This is a genomic window from Massilia sp. LMS1-1-1.1, from assembly GCF_040815535.1.
GTDB lineage: Bacteria > Pseudomonadota > Gammaproteobacteria > Burkholderiales > Burkholderiaceae_D > Janthinobacterium > Janthinobacterium aestuarii.
In genome coordinates, this window is record NZ_JBFPNG010000001.1 from 1,486,503 (window position 1) to 1,509,174 (window position 22,672).

At 64.0% G+C, this 22,672-nt stretch carries 14 protein-coding genes; 5 read left to right on the plus strand and 9 right to left on the minus strand.

Annotated elements, in window-relative coordinates; all coding sequences use genetic code 11:
• Positions 1-113 precede the first annotated feature (113 nt).
• The gene (locus tag MRBLMS1_RS06870) at positions 114-1,931 is read left to right on the plus strand and encodes a PhoH family protein (RefSeq protein WP_485878527.1); all 1,818 of its coding nucleotides are present in this window, start codon (positions 114-116) and stop codon (positions 1,929-1,931) included.
• A gap of 138 nt (positions 1,932-2,069) precedes the next feature.
• On the plus strand, positions 2,070-2,744 hold the full coding sequence (locus tag MRBLMS1_RS06875) for a site-2 protease family protein (RefSeq protein WP_485878529.1): 675 nt from the start codon (positions 2,070-2,072) through the stop codon (positions 2,742-2,744).
• A gap of 38 nt (positions 2,745-2,782) precedes the next feature.
• On the opposite strand, the gene MRBLMS1_RS06880 is transcribed toward MRBLMS1_RS06875, so the two are convergent.
• Entirely contained in the window at positions 2,783-4,465 is a 1,683-nt protein-coding gene (locus MRBLMS1_RS06880; RefSeq protein ID WP_485878531.1) for a serine hydrolase, read from the minus strand.
• A gap of 195 nt (positions 4,466-4,660) precedes the next feature.
• Here MRBLMS1_RS06880 and yidD point away from each other — a divergent pair, with 195 nt between their 5' ends.
• The 3 genes from yidD to MRBLMS1_RS06895 all read left to right on the plus strand — a co-directional run bounded on the left by yidD (position 4,661) and on the right by MRBLMS1_RS06895 (position 6,574).
• Positions 4,661-5,083 carry a membrane protein insertion efficiency factor YidD gene (yidD, locus tag MRBLMS1_RS06885; protein WP_485878533.1) on the plus strand — a complete coding sequence of 141 codons (423 nt, stop codon included), beginning with the start codon at positions 4,661-4,663 and terminating at the stop codon, positions 5,081-5,083.
• A gap of 265 nt (positions 5,084-5,348) precedes the next feature.
• Positions 5,349-6,290 carry a bestrophin family protein gene (locus MRBLMS1_RS06890; RefSeq protein ID WP_485878535.1) on the plus strand — a complete coding sequence of 314 codons (942 nt, stop codon included), beginning with the start codon at positions 5,349-5,351 and terminating at the stop codon, positions 6,288-6,290.
• An 83-nt stretch (positions 6,291-6,373) separates the two neighbouring features.
• Positions 6,374-6,574, plus strand: a complete 201-nt coding sequence (locus tag MRBLMS1_RS06895) for a heavy-metal-associated domain-containing protein (protein ID WP_034750458.1) — start codon at positions 6,374-6,376, stop codon at positions 6,572-6,574.
• Positions 6,575-6,621: 47 nt separating this feature from the next.
• Here the strand turns inward: MRBLMS1_RS06895 and MRBLMS1_RS06900 are convergent, their stop codons facing one another.
• From MRBLMS1_RS06900 to MRBLMS1_RS06935, 8 genes are all read right to left on the minus strand, one after another.
• A complete protein-coding gene (locus MRBLMS1_RS06900) occupies positions 6,622-7,344 on the minus strand; it encodes a glutathione S-transferase (RefSeq protein WP_485878536.1) in 723 nt (240 codons plus the stop codon).
• 21 nt (positions 7,345-7,365) lie between these two features.
• Entirely contained in the window at positions 7,366-7,785 is a 420-nt protein-coding gene (cueR, locus tag MRBLMS1_RS06905; RefSeq protein WP_485878538.1) for a Cu(I)-responsive transcriptional regulator, read from the minus strand.
• Between the two features lies 1 nt (position 7,786).
• On the minus strand, positions 7,787-10,210 hold the full coding sequence (locus tag MRBLMS1_RS06910) for a heavy metal translocating P-type ATPase (protein WP_485878540.1): 2,424 nt from the start codon (positions 10,208-10,210) through the stop codon (positions 7,787-7,789).
• A 105-nt stretch (positions 10,211-10,315) separates the two neighbouring features.
• Positions 10,316-11,059, minus strand: a complete 744-nt coding sequence (locus tag MRBLMS1_RS06915; protein ID WP_223278986.1) for a FecR family protein — start codon at positions 11,057-11,059, stop codon at positions 10,316-10,318.
• On the minus strand, positions 11,028-16,898 hold the full coding sequence (locus MRBLMS1_RS06920) for a YDG domain-containing protein (RefSeq protein ID WP_485878543.1): 5,871 nt from the start codon (positions 16,896-16,898) through the stop codon (positions 11,028-11,030). Before MRBLMS1_RS06920 ends, MRBLMS1_RS06915 begins: the two co-directional genes overlap by 32 nt.
• Before the next feature lie 16 nt (positions 16,899-16,914).
• Positions 16,915-18,525: a ShlB/FhaC/HecB family hemolysin secretion/activation protein gene (locus MRBLMS1_RS06925; protein WP_128142331.1), complete on the minus strand. Its 1,611-nt coding sequence runs from the start codon at positions 18,523-18,525 to the stop codon at positions 16,915-16,917.
• A gap of 189 nt (positions 18,526-18,714) precedes the next feature.
• The gene (locus MRBLMS1_RS06930; RefSeq protein WP_485878545.1) at positions 18,715-20,928 is read right to left on the minus strand and encodes a CHASE2 domain-containing protein; all 2,214 of its coding nucleotides are present in this window, start codon (positions 20,926-20,928) and stop codon (positions 18,715-18,717) included.
• A gap of 38 nt (positions 20,929-20,966) precedes the next feature.
• Positions 20,967-22,589, minus strand: coding sequence for a GAF and HD-GYP domain-containing protein (locus MRBLMS1_RS06935; RefSeq protein WP_485878546.1), 1,623 nt, complete (start codon positions 22,587-22,589; stop codon positions 20,967-20,969).
• Positions 22,590-22,672 lie beyond the last annotated feature (83 nt).

Sequence of the window (22,672 nt, forward strand, 5' to 3'; positions counted from 1 at the left end):
AGTTTCTCGTCCTGTAGCATTGTTGTTCCCCTCGCATCCCCCCATGAGAAGTGCCGCCAGAAGCTGGCTGCCCATGGGAGATTCATTCCAGAAATTTTTTGATTGAGATCCTGATGCCACTGCCAAAATTACCGAGCAAGCCAGCCACCATCCTGGCCACCCAAGATTACCCAACCGCAGGCGCAGCGCGCCCGGCCACCAAAACCCCGGCAGCCAAGAAAGTGGCTGCACCGATCATTGAAGCGGCGATCGCCGAAGTTGCCAAACCGGTCCGCAATGCGGCCACGAAGATCAAGCAAGTGGCGGCCCTGATGGTCGCCAAGCCGGCACCTGCGCCAGCCGTTGCCGCACCTGCGGCCGCGCCTGCCGCCGTTGCTGCGCCTGCAGCGAAAGCCAAGCCGGCCGCAAAAGGCAAGGTCACGCCGATCAAGCCCGCCAAGCAAGCCGAGCAGCCGCATCCGGCCAAGCACAAGCCTGTGGAAGTGCAGCTCAAGTCGTCCGCCAGCCGCGCCGCCGACCAGCGCGGCATCAGCAAGCTGTTCGTGCTCGACACGAACGTGCTGATGCACGATCCATCGTCGCTGTTCCGCTTCGAGGAACACGACGTGTATCTGCCGATGATGACCCTGGAAGAGCTGGACAACCATAAAAAGGGCATGACGGAAGTGGCGCGCAATGCGCGCCAGGTCTCGCGCACCCTCGATGCCCTGATCAGCAACACGGACGACGACGCCATCGAACACGGCATTCTGCTGTCCAAGCTGGGCAACAAGGACGCCAAGGGCCGTCTGTTCTTCCAGACGCGCTTGCAAAGCGCCGACTTGCCGGCTGGCTTGCCAGTGGGCAAGGCCGACAACCAGATCCTCGCCGTCGTGCGCTCGCTCGAGTCGGAACAGGAAGGCCGCCCTGTCGTGCTGGTGTCGAAAGACATCAACATGCGCATCAAGGCGCGCGCCCTGGGCTTGCCGGCCGAAGACTACTTCAACGACCATGTGCTGGAAGACACGGACTTGCTGTACTCGGGCATCGTGCAATTGCCGGACGACTTCTGGAACAAGCATGGCAAGGACATGGAATCGTGGCAGGAAAGCAAGAACGGCTACAGCTCCACGTTCTACCGCGTGACGGGCCCGTTCATTCCATCGTTGCTGGTCAACCAGTTCATCTATCTGGAACCGAAAAACGGCGAAACGCCATTCTACGGCCAGGTGAAACAGATCAACGGCAAGACGGCCGTACTGCAAACCCTGCGCGACTTCAGCCACACGAAGAACAATGTGTGGGGCGTGACGGCGCGCAACCGCGAGCAGAACTTCGCGCTGAACTTGCTGATGAATCCGGAATGCGACTTCGTCACCCTGCTGGGCCAGGCCGGTACCGGCAAGACCCTGCTGGCCCTGGCCGCCGGCCTGGCGCAAGTGCTGGAAACCAAGCTCTACAATGAAATCATCGTCACCCGCGTCACGGTGCCGGTGGGCGAAGACATCGGTTTCCTGCCAGGCACGGAAGAAGAAAAGATGTCGCCATGGATGGGCGCCTTCGACGACAACCTGGAAGTGCTGAACAAGTCCGACTCCGATGGCGGCGAATGGGGCCGTGCGGCAACGCAAGACCTGATCCGCTCGCGCATCAAGATCAAGTCGCTCAACTTCATGCGCGGCCGCACGTTCGTGAACAAGTTCCTCATCATCGATGAAGCGCAGAACTTGACGCCGAAGCAAGTCAAGACCCTCGTCACGCGCGCCGGTCCCGGCACGAAGATCCTGTGCCTGGGCAACATCGCACAGATCGACACGCCGTACCTGACAGAAGGTTCAAGCGGCCTGACCTACGTGGTCGACCGCTTCAAGGGCTGGACCCACAGCGGCCACGTCACCCTGGCCCGCGGCGAGCGCTCGCGCCTGGCCGACCACGCCAGCGAAGTGCTGTAAATCACAGCGGGCGGCGCAAGCTGCCCAGTCATTCGAAAGCCCCGGCTGCAGCGATGCGACCGGGGCTTTTTTCATGTGCGCGACTTTTCGTGGCGGCATGTTCTAATACCGCTCCTCCCCTTCTGGACACATTGCCCGATGCATCCCGCTTTCCAGTTGCTGCTCTGCTTCATACTCTTCATGCTCATCCACATTTCCGTCATGGCCGTGTGCGCCCGCGCATTGGGCATCACCGTGCGCGGCATCAGCTATGGCGTGGGGCCGACCCTGCTGGCCGTGGGGAAAGTCCACCTCAAGCTGCTGCCCCTGGGCGGCAACGTGGTGCTGAAAGATACGCGCGAGGAAACCTTGTATGACGATGATCGCTGCCTGGACGCCTATAACTTCCAGCCGCTGTGGAAGCAGGTGCTGCTGCCATTGAGCGGAGTGGCGGTGCTGCTGGCCTTGTCGCTGGGCATCATGGGAGCCTCGGGCTGGGAGCGCTTTGTCGCTGCCTTCGGACAGATCATCCACGGTGCGCTGGCGCCGTTGTCGACGGCGCAGGCATTGCTGGGTGATGGAGAAAGCTTTGCCCGCACGCACGGCTTTGCGCTCGTGTTCGCCCTGTTCTCATTGAAACTGTGCGCGTTCAACCTGCTGCCGTTTGCCGGTTTGAACGGGGGGCAGGCGCTGCTGGCCATCGCGCGCGGCGGCAAGCCGTACGTGGCATGGGAAGAGTCCGTGGCGAAGTGGCTATTGCTGCCGGGGCTGGCTATCTTGCTGGCGTGGGTGGCGGCGTTCGGCTGGTATGGCTGGCAAGCCATGTCCGCGTAGGCCGGCTTGGCGTTTGCGCGCAAGCCGGCCTGAACACATCAGTTCACGCGCTTGGCCGGCATGTCCTGCCCTTCCTGGCGCAATACCAGCTGCTCGGTCTTGCCGCTGGCATCCTTGCTGAAACGCACTTCCGCATCGACTTCATTCGAGAAGAAAGCCGTCTCGCTCATCGGCAGCATGGCCAGCTTGCGGAAACCCGTCACCTGGGCAAAGAATTTATCGCCTTCGCGCGTCACTTCCAGGTACACCTCGGGCGCCAGCGCATACCTGCCCACGTAGCCATCGAATTGCGCATGCGTCATGGCGACCACGGCCCGAGCCGGCTTGACGGCGCTGGCGCGCTCGTGCACGGACTTCGATTCGCCGCCATCGTTGAGGATCAGCTGCGCCTCGCCCTTCGGTCCCCGCTCGAATTCGGCTGTGGTCAGCGTATTTTCAATCAGGAAACCATTTGGCGAATACGCCAGCATGCGCTGCGCCGGGCGGCCCGTGCGCTGCAGCAGCAGATTGCCCTCGAAGTTGCGGATCGTGTAGCCGGCCTTGTCGTTGATCGCATACACGCCCGCATAGGCGTCCAGGATGGCGGGCTTGAGCGTGATGACCTTGATCTCGGGATACGGCCGGCCCACGGCGACGGCGGCGGCCTTGCGGGCGACCACATCGGGATCGACCAGGCCCGTGTCCGAATTTTCCAGCACGGCCACGTAGACTTTTTCCTTCGGCAAACGCATCGCATACGTGGCAAAGCCATTGATGCCGCCGCCATGGTGGATGACGGGCGTGTTTTGCCAGGTGCCCAGCATCCAGCCATAGCCGTAGCGGGTCGCCTTGCCATCGTTCAGTTTGACTGGCGTGAACGCTTGCTGCCAGGTGGCCGCCTTGAGCAGCTTGCCGTCCGACATGGCCGCATCCCAGCGCGCCAGGTCATCCACGGTGGAAACGAGGGCGCCGGCCGCATACGGCTGCGTCATGCTCAAGGGCAGGTTGGGCACATACGCGTCGCCCGAACGGATATGCCCGGCCGCGCGCTTGGCAGGCTGGCGCTCATGGCCTTCATAGGCCGTATCGTTCATGCCCAGGGGCACGAAAATCTGCTGTTCCACAAACGTGGCATACGGCTGGCCCGTAGCCTTTTCGATAATGGCGCCCAGCAGGAAATAGCCGGAGCTGCTATAGCGCCACTGCGTGCCCGGTTCAAAGTCGAGCGGATCGTTCTTGAAGAAATCGATCATCTGCGCCACGCTCAAGTCTTTCGTGCTGTTCGGCACGAATTCAGGCTTGACCGTGTAGTCGTGGATGCCGGACGTGTGCGCGAGCAATTGCTCGATCGTGATTTTCTTGCCGTGGGTCGGATAGTCAGGCAGGAATTTCGTGATGTCATCGGTGATCGCCAGCTTGCCGTGGTCGGCCAGCAGCAGGATGGCGACGGCCGTGAATTGCTTGGAAATCGAGCCCAGGCGCAGCGACATGTCCGGCGTCAGCGGCGTGCCTTCCCGCACGCTGGCCAGGCCATACGCCTTGCGCAGCAATGGCTGGCCATCCTTGACGACGATCACGACGGCACCAGGCTCGCCGGATTTGTAATAAGGCGCGATGCTGGCGTCAATTTGCGCGGCCAGCGCTTGCTGCTGCTGGCTCAGCGGCGCTGGCTGGCCAGCCCAGCTGGCTGGCGCTTGCAACAGGATCAAGGTGGCGAGACAGATGCTGGAAACTTTAAACATGCGGATCACTTTCACAGGAAAGATAAACAAGTTTGGTCGCTCCCCTGGCGGCAGCTATCGGGATGACATGTTGCTGTAGGAAATATTTCCAAATAGCTCATTCAGCCTAACAGACGCGACCTGAGCAATTCTCTCCATTTATCACATTGATAATTCATGCTTGCCCGACGCTATGCATTTCGGGATACCTGTCGTATGCTCGAAGCACCGTTTTACCATCGCAAAGGAGGCATCATTCTCACGCTCAATACCTGTGGCAAGCGCCTGGCCCTGTGGGCCATTCGCGCCTATCAGCGCTACCTGTCGCCATGGAAGGGTTTTTCCTGCGCTTACCGTGTGCTGACGGGGCGCGACAGCTGTTCCGCCTATGGCTACCGGGTGATTGAACGTCATGGCTTGCGCACGGGCCTGCCCTTGTTGCAACGCCGCTTGCGCGCCTGCGGCGAACGGCATCGCCAGCACCTCGCACTGCATACTCAGGCACGGCGCAGCGGCAGACATCTGGCCCAGGCGGGCTTTTGCGATTGCGACATCCCCTCGCCAGACTGTCACCATTGCTCCTGCAACCCATGCGACTTGCTTGATTGCGACTGGCCCAGACGGAAAAAGAAACAGTAATTTCAGTAGTTATATGAATTTACATTGCAAATGGAATATTCATTCATGAAATGAATAATGCCCATTATCACTGTGAATTGGCTTGAAGCGGAGCGGCGGCCTATACTCAAGCCGTCTCCCCTACTCTGCTTCCCATGCACACCCTGCTCAGCCCGCATATATCGCGGGCTTTTTGTTCCCGGCCATTGCCGTTCCGTCTTACCCCTTTTAACCATCACCGGGCCCGCGTTTCCCCGCCAGCCCGCTCCCAAACGGGGAGCACAACATGATCGTGCGCGAGCGTCCTTCGGCGCTGCGACTGTTCCTCGTCGTGCGCGGTTCCGTCCTGCCGCGCATCCGCATCACGCTGATCGTCAACACCCTGATCGCCACCCTCGTCACCTGGTGCCACGGCACCCTGTTCGACCACAAGGTGATCCTCACCACCATCCCGTTTACCCTGATCGGCTTGCCGCTGGCCATCTTCCTGGGCTTTCGCAACACGGCCGCCTACGACCGCTACTGGGAAGCGCGCAAGCTGTGGGGGGAACTGGTCTTGCGCAGCCGTAATTTCTCGCGCCAGTGCCAGACGATGATACGCGGCGACACGCCGGCCCACGCCAAGCTGGGCCTGGAAGACGTGCGCGTGCGCATGATTTACCGCGCCATCGCCTTTTGCCACGCCTTGCGCCACCAGCTGCGCGACACGCGCGGGCCGGCCGACTTGCAACCGCTGCTGCGCCCGGCCGAATGGGAAGCGGCCTGCAAGGCGGCGAACCCGTCCGACTATCTGATGCTGCAGATGGGCCACGACCTGGCCGACTGCGTCCGGCAGGGCCGCATCGACAGCATCCTCACTGCACAAATCGATAACACGGTCTCGGCCATGGTAGCGGCGGGCGCTTCGTGCGAACGCATCCGCAGCACGCCGATCCCGTTCTCGTATTCGCTGCTGCTGCACCGCACGGCGTATCTGTACTGTTTCCTGCTGCCCTTCGGCCTCGTCGACTCGCTCGGATTCATGACACCGTTCGTCGTCGCCATCGTCGCCTACACTTTCTTTGGTCTCGACGCGCTGGGCGACGAGATCGAGGAACCGTTCGGCGAGGATGCCAACGATCTGCCCCTGTCGGCCATGTGCCGCGCCATCGACATCAGCTTGCGCGAATCCGTGCAGGACGACAAGGTGCCGCCGCCCATGCAAGCTGTTGATTTCCTGCTGAATTGATCCGTAGGGCAGCTTTCCCCTTGACCTTACCATCGGGGGAAGGCTTACAGTGGACACACTTAACCATTGAAGGAGTGCTTGCCATGTACCAGTTACAAGTTGAAAACATGAGCTGCGGCCATTGCGTCGGCTCGGTCACGAAAGCGGTGCAAGCCATCGATCCGCAAGCCCAGGTGCAGATCGACCTGGCCAGCAAGCGCGTCACGGTGGAATCGCCAGCAGAACTGGGCGCCATCAGCGCGGCCATCGTGGAGGCCGGCTTTCCCGTCACCAGCGCGCAGTAACAGCCACCGCAGCGTCACGACAGCCGGCCTTTGCGCCGGCTGTTTTTTTATCCGTCCAGCTCGGGATAATGGCGGAAGATGCCGTCCTCGTTGAAAGCGATTCTGCGCTTCGATCGCAGGTAGCGGGCGATGTTCGGCCGCGCCGCCACCGTGTCGTGCAGGTCGGACAAGGCGGAATAAGCGGGTGCCAAACGCGCCATGGCTTGCGGAAAGGCATAATGCAAACCGGCCAGTATCTGGAACAGCGACAGGTCCCCATACGTGAGTTTTGCCCCCACCAAGTACTGGCCGCGGCCGTTCAGCAACACTTGCGTGAAATAATCGAGAAACCTGGGTAAACGTGTTTGGCGGAAATCGGCGCTGCGCAGCATGGCCGCCTGCTTTTGCTCTTCGTAATATTGATTCACCGACAGCGGATGGTGCGTGTCGTGCACTTCCGTCAGCCAGTCGGCCATCGTCAGCTGCAGCTGGTTCAGCCACAAACGGCCGCTTTCCGCGCGCGGCGCCAGGCCCAGACGCCGGCCCAGGTAGAACAGGATATTCGTCGTCTGGCCGATCAGCAGCCCGCCATCGCGCAGCACGGGCGGCGCGTAGGCGGGCTGTGGGGTGCTGTCGCCATCGAGGCAGGCCAGCATGGCAGGAACGCCTTGCCCCTTGCGCTCAGGCAAACGGGCGACGTCGTGGTACTCGGCGCCCGCCTCTTCCAGGGCCAGCCGGATGAATTCGCCACGCCCCTGTATCGTGGGCCAGTAGTACAGTTCATACGCCATATGCACCTCCGTTGACTTACATCAAGGGCAACATGCTTTCGCTTCCTTGTCGCCGGCCAGCCCCAGGCTTTGCAGGATGGGACAATCGGGCTTGTCATCGCCATGGCACGATTGCGCCAGGTGCGCCAGGGTATCGCGCATTTCCGTCAGTTCGGCGATGCGCTTGTTGAGCTCGTCGACGTGGGCCAGCGCGATGCCTTTCACGTCCGCGCTGGCGCGCTGGTCGTTTTGCCACAGCGACAGCAGCTCGCGGATCTGCTCGAGCGAAAAGCCCAGGCCCCGCCCGCGCTTGATGAAACGCAGCGCGTGCAAATCGTTCGGCGTGTAGATGCGGTAACCGGCATCGCTGCGCGCGCTGGGTTTTAACAAAGTAATGCTTTCATAGTAGCGTATCATTTTTGCCGATACGCCCGTCTCGCTTGCCGCCTGGCCGATATTCATCCTATGACTCCTTGGTATGCGCACTGCGGGCTTTCCAGCGGCGCAGCAACAGGGCATTGCTGATCACGCTGACCGAACTGAAGGCCATCGCCGCGCCCGCCACCATGGGGTTGAGCAGGCCGAAGGCGGCCAGCGGAATCCCGATCAGGTTATAAATGAAGGCCCAGAACAGATTCTGCCGTATCTTGCTGTAGGTGCGGCGCGAGATATCGATGGCGTCCGCCACCAGGGCCGGATCGCCGCGCATCAGGGTGATGCCGGCCGCATGCATGGCCACGTCCGTGCCCGTCGACATGGCGATGCCCACGTCGGCGGCCGCCAGCGCAGGCGCATCGTTGATGCCGTCGCCCACCATGGCCACCTTCGCACCCTCGCCTTTCAGCGCGACGATTTTAGCGGTTTTATCGGCCGGCAGCATTTTCGCCGCCACCGTGTCGATGCCCAGCAGCTTGCCGACGGCGTCGGCGCTGCCCTGGTTGTCCCCGGTCAGCATCACCGTCTGGATGCCGAGGCTGTGCAGATGGGCAATGGCCGCCTGCGCATTCGGCTTGACCTGGTCGGAAAAGGCGAACAGGCCCAGCAGTTCCGTGCCCGAAGCCAGCCATGAAATCGTGTTGCCCGTATTTTCCAGCGACATGGCCTGTGCCGCCAAAGGCGTCATGTCCACGTTCAATTCCTGCATCAGCCGCGTGCTGCCCAGTTTCAACTCCAGGCCATCGACATGGGCCGCCAGGCCGCGGCCCGGCAAGGCCGACAAGCCCGCGGCCGGCAAGGGCTCGATGTGGCGCGCGGCAGCCGCGTCCAGCACGGCCGTCGCCAGGCTGTGCTCGCTTCCGCGCTGGATGCTGGCCGCCAGCTGCAACAGTCGTCCATCGTCGATGCCGTGCGCATGCAGGGCCGCCAGCGCAGGTTTGCCCACCGTCAGGGTGCCCGTCTTGTCGAACACGACGGTATTGACGGCATGCGCCACTTCCAGCGCTTCCGCATCCTTGATCAGGATGCCGTAACGGGCAGCCACACCCGTGCCAGCCATGATGGCCGTCGGCGTGGCCAGGCCCAGCGCGCACGGGCAGGCGATGACCAGCACGGCCACGGCATTGATGATGGCATTCTCCAGTTCGCCGGTAGCGAACCACCAGCCCAGCATGGTCAGCAGCGCCAGCACCAGCACCACAGGCACGAAGATCGCGCTGACCTTGTCGACCAGGTGCTGGATCGGCGCCTTGGCCGCCTGCGCATCTTCCACCAGGCGGATGATGCGCGACAAGGTCGTCTCGCCGCCTACGGCTTGCGTGCGCACCAGCAATAAACCATCGGCATTGATGGCGCCGCCCGTGACCTTGTCACCCGGATGCTTATCGACCGGCAAGCTTTCGCCCGTGATCAGTGACTCGTTGATCTGGCTGGCGCCTTCCACCACCACGCCATCGACGGCCACCCGTTCGCCGGGACGGATAACCACCAGGTCGCCCACTTTCACCTGCTCCACGGGCAAGTCGAGCTCCACGCCGTCGCGGCGCACGCGGGCCGATTCAGGACGCAAGACTTGCAGCGCGCGGATGGCGGACGCCGTCTGGCGCTTGGCGCGGCTTTCCAGCCATTTACCCAGCAACACCAGGGTGATGACGACGGCCGACGCCTCGAAATACAGGTGCGGCAGCATTTCGCCCGCCGTCAGCCATTGGTAGACGGACAAGCCATACGCGGCGCTCGTGCCCAGCGCGACGAGCAGATCCATATTGCCGCTGCCGGCGCGGGCCGCCTTCCAGCCCGCCTTGTAGAAGCGCGCGCCAAAGTAAAACTGCACGGGTGTCGCCAGCGCGAATTGCAGCCAGCCAGGCAGCATCAGATGGATGCCGGCCCACTCGAGCAGCATCGGCAGCATCAAGGGGAAGGCCAGCACGGCCGCGAACGCCACTTTCATGCCATCGCGGTTGGGTGCGGCAGCGGGTACGCTGGCCTGGCTGGCGGCGGGCACGCTGGCTGCATAGCCGGCCTTGTCGATGGCGGCGATCAGGGCGCCCGCTTCCAGGCCGCCCGTCACCTTGATGCGCGCACTTTCCGTCGCCAGGTTGACGCTGGCGGCCAGCACGCCCGGCACCTTCAGCAGGGCTTTTTCCACCCGACCCACGCAAGAGGCGCACGTCATGCCGGCGACGTTCAGGTCGATCTCGCGCTGCGCCACGCTATAGCCGGCCTTTTCCACGGCTGCCTGCAGGGTGGCCAGGGGAATCGGCGTGTCGGAACTGATTTTGGCCACTTCCGTGGCCAGGTTGACGCTGGCCTGAGTGACGCCGGGCACGGCGGCCAGGGCCTTTTCCACGCGCCCCACGCACGAGGCGCAGCTCATGCCTTCGATGGCCAGCGCCTGCGCATGCGCGGCGGCGGGTGGGGAAGTGGCGGGAGCGAGTGCACTCTGGTTCATGGCAGATCCTGTACGAAAGATTAACGAATAGGGTCAGGATCTGCTATCCAACGATGGGAAGGTCAAGCCCTATTTTCAGGGATTTCCCGGGCTTGCGTGAAAAACTTAGCGCACCACGCAATCGATGGCGGCAGGCTTGCTGCCGCCGGCAGAACCGCCGCCGCTGGAGGATGATGGCACGAAGGCCTGCGGCGGCGTGAACTGGATGCCCGGATTGACGGGCAACAGCGTGGGCGGCTGCTGGAAGTTGGGCGTAAAGCCGAACTGGCCCGGGGCAAAGTTGAGCGTGCCCGCAGGATTAGTCACATGAATCATGCCATCGAGCACCTGCACATACAGGCCGGGCGGGCTAGCCTTGGGTGCGGCTGGCCCGCCAGGTGCCGCCGGCGGCACGTAGCTGGCGATGAAGGTAGTGCCACGAATGCCGATGGTGGCCGCCGGCGTCTTCATCTCGAAGCGCTCCTTGTTGCGCTTGCCCAGCAGGCCCGTGACGGAGCGCAAGCCGCCCTTGAGCAAACTGAAGATGGCGTGGTCGCCATCGGGCTGCTCGGCCGTGTAGCTGAATTGCTCGATCACGAAACTGGTATTCGGTTTCAGGATGATTTCGCTATTGTCGATCAGCTTGATCAAGGCATAGGTTTCCTTTTCCGTCAGCAAGGTATCACCCTGCTCGACCTCGGACTTGATGGCCAGGATTTTCACCTTGCCGTCCATCTTCTTGGCCATCAGCGGACCGCTCAATTGCATGACGGTACCAGCCACCTGCCCGGCCCAGGCGTGCGCGCCCACGCACATCAGGGCCAGCCACAGCAAGGCCTTAATTGCAGTACATTTTTTTAGCGGCATCATCGAATTTGTATCCTGTAGGTTTATCTGTGGCATCGGCAACATCCTTGCTGTCTTTCTTCTTGTCGTCCGGCTTGGCTGGCGGCGTGGACACGAGCACATCGTTGGCACGGTCGGCCTGCTTGATGATGCGCAAGGCTTCGTCGATGGCGGCGCTCGTGGCGGCATCGATCGCGGGCTTGTCGATGGTGGTCGCCGGCAGGAAGATGGTATCCGCCATGCTCACAGTGCCATTCGGCGCCAGCAGGATGACGCCGCTGCGCTGGCGGTTGATGCGCACGCCCGCGTCACCCGTGATGCTGCCCGTTTTCGCCAGCACGCTCACGCTGCCCGCTGCCGGCAAAGTAACGCTGGCCGTGTCCGCAAAGCGTACGTAGCCTTCCGCGCTGGCACTGAAATTGCCGCCGCTGGCGATATGCGCATTGCCGCCGACACGGATGTCGCCGCCCGCCGTCACGCTGATATCGCGCGCGGCCAGCAACTGCGCACCATCGCCCAGCAGCACGTCCGTGCTGGCATTGAGCGCAATGTCATTGCCCTCGATCTTGCCCTTGACGGTGACGGGGCTGTGCGCCGTCACGCTGACATTGCCGCCATTCGCATTGATATTGCCAGCAGTGACGCCGCCCGTGTTGTCGATGGCGATATTGCCTGCGCCCGTGGTCAGCGTTCCCAGGGTCAAGGTGCCCGGTGCCGAGCTATTGTTCAGCGCAATGCCGCCCCCTGCGCTATTGCTGGCGGTAAAACTGCTTAGCTGGTTGCCCGCATTGCCCAGCACGATGCCGTTGCGCGCTTGCGCGGTCAGGCTGCCGGCGAGCAGCGCGCCATCCTGGGCGATGGCGCCGTTCATGGCGCTCAGCTGTACATCGTTCGCCGCCAGGCTGGCGAAGCGCAAGTCGCCAGCCGCTTGCGTGATGGCCAACTGGCCTGCCAGCCGGATGGCGCCGGCAGTCTGATTAAAACTGTTGGCGATGAGCAAGTTGCCATTGCCGCTCAGCACACCGCCGCCTTGCGCGTAACGGTCCGCCGACAGGCTGCCGTTCAGCAGCAAGCTGCCGCCGTTGATTTCCAGGCCGGCCAGGCCGCCCAGCACGGAGCGGTCCAGCGTGCTCTCGCCCAGGGTCAGGCTGCCGCCCGTCAACAGCAAGCCCGTCGACGAGTTCAGGTTTTTCAGGATGGTGTTGCCGGCCGCCGCGCTGTAGGTAACGATGCCCTTGCTGTTGGTAAAATCGACAGCCAGCACGTTCGCGCCTTCCGGCACCACGCCGCCGTCCCAGTTGGCCGCATCGCTCCACAAGCCGTTGCCGCTGCCTACCCAGGTGGACAATTGTTTTTGCGCAATCGTTGCCTGCGTGGTGCCGCCCGTCGTTTCCAGGATGTAATTACCCGCATCGGCGCCCTCCAGGCGGAAACCGCTGGCCGTCACCAATTTCCCGGCGCCCGCATTCTTGTCGGCAAAGCTGCCGCTGCCGCCCACCACGCTGACCACATCCTGGTCCAGCACGCCGTTCGCCGACGCGCTGACGGTGGCGGAAGTCGTGCCGTCATACGTCTTGTTGACGCCATTGAAACTCACGTTCAGGATGCGCGCCGCGATGTCGGCCGTGGTCGTGCCCGCATTTCCCCTGAGCACGTAGTTACCCGCATCGCCGCCGCTCAGCGCCACATTCGTCACGTGCACGGCCTTGCCCGTTCCTGCTTTCTTGTTGCCAAACGCGGCATTGCCCGCCACCGTCAGGACGTCGCCCTGGATGCGGTCGTCACCAAACGTCACTTGCGCGCCCGTGGTCCCGTCGTAGGTCTTGTTGATGCCGTTAAAACTCACGTTCAGGGTGCGCGCCGTGATATCGGCCGTGGTGCTGCCCGCATTTCCATTGAGCACATAGTTGCCCGCATCGGCGCCCGTCAAGTGGCCCGTCGCCACCTGATAATCGACCACTTTGCCAGTGCCCGCATTCTTGTCGCGGAAACTGCCCTGCAAGCCGGCCATGCCGACCTGGTCGCCCGTCACGAGGCCTTCGAAATAACCATTCAGGGCCGCCTGCAAGCTGCCGTCGTAGACGCGGTTTTGCGCGCCCGAGACGCCATAGTTCAGGACGCGCGCCGTGATGGCCGCCGTACCGTCCGCCGTCGTCGCGGCCAGGCTGTAGTTGCCCAGTTCATTGCCGCCCAGGGTCAGGCCGCTGGCGTGCACGGCCTTGCTGCCGCCCACATTCTTGTCGAGGAAAGCGGCGCTGCCACTGATGCTGATGTTGTCGCCCGTCACCAAATTGCCCAGCACGTAGCTGGCGCTGTCGTAGCCCAGAGTCCCGTCATAGACCTTGCCATTGCCGCCGATGCTCACCGTCAACGCGCGCGGCGTGATGGCAAAGGTCGTCGTGCCGCCGAAGGTGATGTCGTATTTGGTCGACCATAAGCCCGTCACCGCGTAGCTGCCCACGTTGCGCGCGTTGCCGTAGCCAAGGCTGCCATTTACGCCCGCGTCGCCGTCGATCAATCCGACATAGCCGATCGAACCGAGGAAGGCGGCCAGCTGGCCATCGTAGACCTTGCCCGTGGCGTTGCCCGAGAGGTTCACTTGCAGCGGCGTCAGGAAAGCCTTCAGCATCGGCGTCGTGTAGCCTTCGTAGATGCGCCAGGTGCTGCCGAAATTGTAGTCGTTGAAGCTGCCCTGCTGCCGCATCTGCGCCGTGCTGCGGCCGCTGGAACCGCCGCCATCGATCTGCACCAGCGACGTTTCAGAATTGAAAAAGCCATAGCTGAACGGGGAACCGGTGGACACGCGGCCGGCCACCGCGCCCACGGCCGCATAACCGTCGCCGGTCACGGCGCCGCTGCTAAAGACATGACTGACGCTGCCCGTGCTTTCACCGACCAGCCCGCCCATGTTTTCCCTGACCAGGATGGGGTCGGCACTGCCGGACCGGCCCACGGCGCCGCTGGCGTACGCATCGTCGATGCTGCCGCCGTTCAAACCCACCAGGCCGCCGATGCTGCGCGCGCCAGTGACATTGCCGGTGGCATAAGACTGGCTCAGCGCGCCCTGGTTGTTGCCGACCAGGCCGCCGATCATCTCGCGCGCGCCCGTGACCACGCCGGTCGCATACGAAGTCGCGATGCTGGCGCCGGACGCATTCCATCCTGCCAGGCCGCCGATGGCGCCGCCGTTGTCGGCATTGACGCCGGTGACGGCGCCGCTGCCGCTGGACATGGTGATGGCGCCGCCGTTGCTGCCCACCAGGCCGCCGACATTGCGCTGGCCGCTGACTGCCATGCTGCTGTTCACGCCATCGACGATGCCGCTGACGACATTGCCCGCCAGCGCGCCCACGTTGGCCGTGCCGGTGACGCTGCCGCCGCTCAGGGTCAGATTGCGCAAGATGCCGCCCTGCACGGTGCCAAACAGGCCTGCCGCCGAACCGGACGCCAGGCTGCGGTCGATTTTCAAATTGCTGAGAGTAAATCCGCCCCCATCGAACACGCCGGAAAAACCGCTGCCGCCGCCGGCGATCGGTACAAAGCCCTGGCCGTCGTTCCAGTTCGCGGTGCCGCTGGCGTCGATATTGCCGGCCAGCCGATAGCTGTTGCCCAGACCCAGGCTGGCGATGCCTTGCAAGCCATAGATATCGGAGAGCAGATAGGGCGAGGACGCGCCGCCGTCGCCGCCGGTCACCCGCAGGAAACTGGCGCCGCTGCCAATGGTGAAGTTGTTGGCGCTGAACCCTGGCAGGACCGCCGCGTTTTGCACCCAGGCGCCGCCGTCGAGCACAAAGCTGCCGTCCACCGCCACGGCACTCGTGGCCGTGATGACGGAAGCTGAATTGAGGTGCAGATCGCCGGTTCTGGCGAGCGCATCCGATATGCGCATGCCGCCCGTGTTCGTGCCGTCGCCGATGGTCAAGGACGCGGCCGAGATGCCGGCCAGCTCAACCGCGTTCAAGCTGAGGGCCGTGTCCGATTTGGTGCCCAGATCGATGCTGCGCGAACTGCTCAGGGGTTTGATGATGACATTCGCGCCGCCCGCCGTGCCGCCGACATCAATGCCGCCGGCGAGGGTGATATTGTCGGCCTGCAGGGTCACCGTCTGGCCGGCGATGCCGCTGCCTGTGAGCTGGCTGGCGCCGCCCGACAGGCTGATGCCACCCTGCGCGTCATTCGCGCGCAAACTCAGGTTGCCGTTGCCGACATGAACCGCAGCGGCCCCGGCCACGCCAGCACCGGATAGCGAAATGTTGCCGCCGTTGCTGGTGATCGGTGCGTTCAGATTGACGTTCGATCCCAGGCCATAGTTGCCGCCGGTGCTAGCAGGGTCATTCGCCGACAGGGTCACATTGCCGCCATTGGTACTGATGGCAGCGTACACATTGATGGTTTCGCCCGCCTGCGCCGTCAAGCTGACGCCGGCATTGAGCATGTTCACCGAACTGCTGAAATTGATGCGGTGCAGGGCTTGCAAAGTGACATCGCTGGTGGCGCCGGAGATGGTATCGGCGCCGATGCTGGTGCTGCCAGTCGGCGGCATGTCGCTGAACTGATCGACATTGGCCAGGTCACCGCCCGCCCCCTGCACCACGTCGATATCATACGGGTCAAGCAGCCAGTTGCCGCGCTTGCCGCGCGCCGCGCTGGTATTGACGCGGATGCCGTCGACGGCCAGGTAATGGCCGGACGTTTCCACGAAGCCGCCATCGCCGCCTTGTGCGCCGCCGCGCGCGGAAATGCTGCCGTGCACCTGCGCCGATTCATTGCCCCAGGCGATGACCTTGCCGCCGTTTCCGCTGTTGACGGCATCGGCAGTGACGCTGGCATCCTTGCCGACGAGTACCTGGCGCGCATTTTGCACGGCCGCGTTCTTGCCCTGGTAATCGCCGCCCAGCAAGACCGTGCCGCCGCCCGTGGCGCCACTGGCGTCGACCTTCGCATTGCCCAGCAAGCCCACCTGCTCGCCCAGCACTTGAATCTGGCCACCCGTGCCGGCCGCGCCCGTGGCGCTGGTGACGCTGCCCGCTTCGAGCAGCGCCTTGCCGCTGGCCTTGAGCACGATCCTGCCGTTCTCGCCGACGACGGCGCTGTTGGCGTTGAGCACGCCACGCTGGCTGACCAGCGCGCCGGCCATGCCGATGCCGCCGCCCTGGGCGATGATCTGCCCCAGGTTCAGCGCCTGGTCGCCTGGTGCCGAGACCAGCACGCGCAGCTGCGGATTGCCGGGGTCGGCCAGCTGCACGCTGCGCCCGGCCGCCAGGATCACTTCGCCGTTCGGCGCCGTGATGATGCCCGTGTTTTCCACGTTCGGCGCGATCAAGAGCACTTGCCCGCCCTTGCCCGCGTTGATGGTGCCTGCATTGCCGACGCCGCCTGCCACGCCGCCTGCCGTGAACTGGCGCTTGCCGGCCAGGAAATCCTCGTTCGTCATGCCCAGGCTGGACGCGACCAGCCCGTTCACGTCCACTTTCGCGCCCTGGCCGAAGACGATGCCGTTCGGGTTGATCAGGAAGACCTTGCCGTTCGATTCCAGGCTACCCAGGATCTTGCTGGGATCTTGTCCCGTGATGCGGTTCAATACGGCGCTATTGCCGTTTTGCTGGATGAAGCGCGTGATTTCGCCCGCATGGATGGAAAAGCTCTGCCAGTTGATGATGGTGTTGGGCGTGTTCGTGATCGAAAAGATATTGCCCTGCTGGTTGAACGTCGCCTGTCCGTTGACCACCTGTGGCAAGGCGGGGTTGGCCTGCGCGGCGCCGAAGCAGCCGGCCAGCAGCAGTGCCAGCGCCGTGCGGCGCAAAGGCGGCGCATAGGGCGGCGTCAGGATGAAGGCGGAGGCGTGCGGGACGTGGTTGTGCATGGTGTTCATCCTGATACTAGTAAGCCAAGGCGAGGCGGAAATGCAGGCGGTTGGCGCCCCGCTGTCCCGTGTCGCCGCCATTGACGACATGGGCGTAATCGAGTTGCAGATTGGCGTAGCGGCTCAGCAGCAAACGCAGGCCGAGGCCACCGCTGCTGATGCCTTGCGACGCGCTTTCGCCAGGCAGCGCATGGTTGCGGCGCAGCCAGGCCGTGTCATAGAACGCCAGCGCGCGGCACTGGTAGCCGAGCGCCTGGCCGCACCAGTTCGGCGTGTACCATTCCAGGTTCAGGTTGACGCCCGAATCGTTTGATACCTCGCGCTCGGCAAAGCCCCGCACGGACGCGGCGCCGCCTGCGCCGAACTGCTCGCCCGGCACCAGCGCGTCCGGCGTGACTTGCGCATTGACGAGCGCGCGCCACTGCCAGTCGCCGGCTAGCACGCGCCCCGTGCTGGCGCTCAGGCGCAAGGTGTTGTAGGCGGCCTTCGCATGCGCGCGCACCCGGTCGAAATCGGCTTGCGCGCCATGCTTGCCGCCAGGGATATTGTGCGCAAAGGTGACCGCCACGCTTGTCTCGCCCGTGGGCAAGGTCCAGTTGCCGATGTAGCTGACGCTGAGCGGATGCACGGTAACGTCGGCGCCCAGTTCCATGCCGAACAGCTGCACGCTGTTGCGGTAAGCCTTGTAATCGATGCCGTACACGAGCTTGGGTTCGAAGTCGCCGCTGCGGGCAAAGTTCTGGTTGTAGCGGATGCCGGCCATGCTGCCCTGGCCACTGACGGCCAGGTCGAAGATGCCGGCCGAGACACTGCCCGAGTCGACGTTCGAATAGCTGGCGAAAAAGTCCATCGAGTCGCCCAGCGCATACAGCGGCAAGTGATAACCGGCGCCATACACGCCCACCTTGTCGGGCTTTTCCAGGCTGCTCGTGTACTGCAGGCTGGCGACATGGTCGCGGCCGAACAGGTTGGCATGCTGGAGCACCACGCCCACGTGCGTCTTGCCCGTTTGCGCATTGCCCGTATTGTCCACGTTGAGCATGGCTTTCCACGGCTTTTCATCGGCCACCGTGACGAGGGCATCGATGGCGCCCGCCGGTTCATCGGCCTGCAGCCGCACTTCGATCTTGCGCGCCGGGTTTTCATTGGCCAGCTTCAGGCTTTGCGACAGGGCCGGCAGGTTCGGCGTCTCGCCTTCACGCAGGGCTGGCAAGGCGCGCCGCACGTTGGCCTCGTCGACATACGCGTTGCCGCTGATGGCAAGCTTGCCCAGCGGCGTTTGCAGCACGCTCAAGCGCACCACGCCCCGTTCTAGTTCCTGCTCGGGCAATTGCACCTGCACGGCGCTGTAACCACGCTCGCGGTAAGCCGCTTCCAGCGCCTCGACGGCGCGGGCGATGTCGGAAAAATCGCGCTGCACGCCCGTAAAGGGCGCCAGCAAGGTTTGCACCTGCGCGGGCGTGAGCAGGGTATTGCCCTGGACGTCGAAGCGGCGGATTTCGAAGCGCGGCACGCCGTCTTCCTGCGCGGCAGGAGCGGCGTCATCCATGGAAACGGCAGCGCCGGCGGCGCCGACGGCGAACAGCAGCGCGGAACCCGCAAGCAGGTGCACCAAACGATATGTCATGTGAAGGATTTCTTGTGTAACCGGGCAAGCGCGCGGCCCGCAGGCGCATGCATGTCCGACAATGGATTGAAGACAAATTTTAGACGGCTTTTAGTTTCCAGTCAGAAATTTCTAACATTTCTCCCTGATTTTTATCGCAACGCAACAAACAGTGCGCCGAGAATGGTAAAAAATGCCGCAATGGCCGGCCTATTTGCTATGCAATTCCGTCACGCCATCCCAGCCGGCGGGCGGCGGCGCGTTCTGGTATTGCTCCAGGCGCGCCGCGTACAGCACGTACAAGCCATCGTCGGGAAAGTCCGCCCGCAGGCGGGCCAGCTGCCCGCCTGCCGCCGCCCAGTCGCGCGCGCGCAGACTGGCCAGCACGGCATGCCAGCGCTCGATCTGCGCCAGTTCGGCGGCAACGGCGCCGGCCAGCGGGCAGCGCGGCTCGAAAATGGCCACCGCTTCCTGCTTGCCCACCACTCTGACGCGGTCGAGCTCGCGGTATAGAAAGTCGGGGGCGGCGGCGCGCGTGGCCTCGCCCACGACGATGCCCACGCCATACAGCTTGCTGGCCCCTTCCAGGCGCGCGGCCAGGTTGACGCTGTCGCCCATCACGGTATAGGCGCGGCGGATGCGCGAGCCCATGTCGCCCACATGCATGGGCCCCGTATTGATGCCGATGCCGATGCGCAGCGCCGGCCAGCCACGTGCGCAAAACTGCTGATTCAGCCGCGCCGCGCTGGCCTGCATCAGCAGGGCGCTGGCCACTGCCCGGCTGGCGTGATCGCCAAAGGCGACGGGCGCGCCCCAGAATGCCATCACGGCGTCGCCGATGTATTTGTCCAGGGTGCCGCCATGGCTGTCGCGGATATCTTCCGACATGGCCGTCAGGTATGCATTGATGTATTCGCGCAGCGCGGCCGGCGCCAGCTGCTCGGAAATGGCCGTGAAACCGCGCACGTCGGCAAACAGCACCGTGAGTTCGCGGTTCTCGCCCTCCATCGTGTAGCGGCGCGGATCGTCGGCCATCTCGGCCACCAGCTCGGGCGCCACGTATTCGCCGAAGCGCGCCACCAGCGCGCGTCCCTTGCGCACCTCGAAAAAGTAACCCCATGCCAGGTTGGCGATGAACAGCGCAACGATCAGCAACAGCAGCACGGCGCCGCCCAGCACCAGGTCGTGCGCGGCATACAGATACAGGTTGATGCCGATGGCGGCCGCCAGCGCACCCAGCGTCGCCAGCATCACGCCGGCCGGCGGCAGCACGGCCAGGGCGCCCGCCAGCAGCAGGCCAAACAGCACGATCTGCACCAGTTCGAGCGCCAGCGCATAGTCGGGCCGCGCCTTGAAACGCCCGTCGAGCATGGACTTGATCAGGTTGGCGTGCACTTCCACCCCCGGATATTCGGCATTCACGGGCGTGGCGCGGATATCGTTCAAGCCGGGCGCCGTCGTGCCCACCAGCACGATGGCGCCCTTCAGCAACGCGGGGGGCACCGTGCCGGCCAGCACGTCGGACGCCGACACGTAACGGAAGGCGCCGCCATCGGGACCACCCGCGCCACGGTACTGCACCGTCGTCGTCAACGCTTCGCCCACGGGGATCGCCAGCGCGCCGCGCGGCGTGAACAGCATGATGTGTTCGAGGCCGCCGCTGGCCAGCTCGTGCGCCGACAGGGTATCGGCCGTGCCCGTGAAACGGGGGGCGATGGCGCGCGCCTGCAGGTAGACGGCGACGGTAGCCAGCGACAGCGAAGGATAATAGCCGTCGCCGATGCGCTGCAACAGGGTCGAGGAACGCACGACGCCATCGGCATCGGTCAGCGCCGTGAAGATGCCGGCGCCTTGCGCGGCCGCCTGCAGGGGCGCGATATTGGCTTCGTAGCCGCGCGCCACGTAGGCCGTCACCGTGCGGCCATTCAGGTCGGTGGCGGTAAAGGCGGGCTTGGGCAGCACGCCCTTTCTTTGCTGCTCCGAGACGCTGTAGCCGAGCACCACGGGCCGGCCCCGCATGGCCTCGGCGAACAGGCCGTCGTAGTCCATGGCCGGGCGCAGTTTTTCCAGCTGCGCCGGCAAGCCGGCCACGCCCGCCAGTTCGCCCTGCGCCAGTCCTTGCAGCACGGCGTAGCCGGAACTGGTGTCCGCTTCGGGAAACGAAATATCGAAGCCCAGCGCGGCCACGCCGTAATGCCCGGTGAGCTGGCGCACCAGGCGCGCCTGCACATCGCGGCTCCAGGGAAAACGGCCCACCCTGGCCAGGCTTTGCTCATCGATGTCGACGATGACGATGCGGCGGTCGAGCTGCGGCGTTTCCGCGCGCATGCGCCAGTCGCCCAGCATGGCATCGAGGCGGGCAATATTCTCATTCCCGGCCAGGCACAGCACGGCCGCGCCCACGCTCAGGAGCACGCCCAACAAGCAGCGCGCCCCATGCCTGCGCCAAGCCAGCGACAGCTTCAAGGGATATAACCCGGAATGGCCGCCTCGTCGACGGCATCGATCTGGCTCGGATGCATGTGCTTTTCAGCGAAGGTCAGATAGACTTTGCTGCGGATGAAAACGTCGAACAGCTCCGGGTCGATATGCCCGTTCAGGCTGAAATTGCCGAGGATGCGCAGCGATTCGGACAGCGACTTGCCCTTCTTGTAGGGCCGGTCGCGCGCCGTCAGCGCCTCGAAAATGTCGGCGATGGCCATCAGGCGCGCCGGCACCGACATCTGCTCTTTCGTCAGCCCGCGCGGATAGCCCTTGCCATCCATGCGCTCGTGGTGGCCGCCCGCATATTCGGGCACCTTTTGCAGGTGCTTGGGCCACGGCAGCGCTTCGAGCATGCGGATCGACACGCTGATATGGTTGTTGACGATGGCCCGTTCGGCCGCCGTCAGGGTGCCGGCGCGGATGGTCAGGTTTTCCGTCTCGTCGGCGTCGAGAAAATCGCGCAGTTCGCCATCGGCCGCGCGCCAGCGGCGCCTGGCGATCTGCCGCACGCGCTCCTGGTCGGCCTGCGCCATGCTCTCGCCGCCGATGTTCACCGTGCGGATGAAGTCGCGCTCTTCGCGCAGCGCCGCCTGCTCCAGTGCCAGCGCGCGGGCGATGGCCTCCTTTTGCTGCGGCTGCGCCGCCTGCTGGCGCAGGGCCGCGATCTCGGCGTCGCGCAGCAGCACTTCATAGCGCGTGTCGATCAGGGCGATGCGGTCGAAAATGGTTTCCAGCTTGGTGGCCTTGTCGACCACGTGCACGGGCGTGGTGATCTTGCCGCAATCGTGCAGCAGGCCGGCCAGCCACAACTGCTTGCGCTCGTTGTCGCTGAGCCGGAAATCGGCCAGCGGCCCCGTTTGCGTGGCGTGCGCGGCGTCGGCCAGCAGCATCGTCAGTTCGGGCACGAACTGGCAGTGCCGTCCCGTGTACGGCGACTTTTCATCGATGCCGATATTGATCAGGGTAACGAGCGATTCGAGCAGCTCTTCCAGCTGCGAGATCAGCAATTGATTCGTCAGCGCCACGCCCGCCTGCGCGGCCAAGGCCTCGATGAAGCGCTGGTCGGTGGAGGAAAAGGCGCGCACCTGGCCCGTCTCGCCATCCTTGGCATTGACCAGCTGCAGCACGCCGATCAGGTCGCCCTCATGGTCACTCATGGGCACCGTCAGGATCGATTGCGTGTGGTAGCCGTGGTGGCGGTCGAACTCGCGCATGCCGGAAAAATTGAAGACCTCGTCGCGGTAGACGTCGGCGATATTCACGCTGCGGCGCATGTTCGCCGCATACGCGGCCACCGATGCCAGGTTGGGCTGGTCCGCGCCATCGAACAGGGGCACGCCAGGCAAGCCCATGTCCGCCCCCTGCGCGATGCCCAGGCTGTCGTTGACGCTGATGTCGAACGCCAGCTGGCGGCCCTCGAGCGCGGGCCGGTACAGGGTCGCGCCATCGGCGCCGCTCATGCTTTTCGCCAGCAGCACGATGCGCTGCAACAGCGCGCCAATGTCATGTCCCTCGCCGCCCAGGCCGTGGCCGAGCGCGACACTGAGTTCGGTCAATTGCTCCAGTCTGTGGGCGATTTTCTCAGGGTGCAACTGAGGCATATTGGTGGCAATCAGGTAATGGGCAAGCAAAAAAGGGGAAGTCGGCAAGCGCCAGTGTAACGGCCGTCCCGCGCACTGTACAT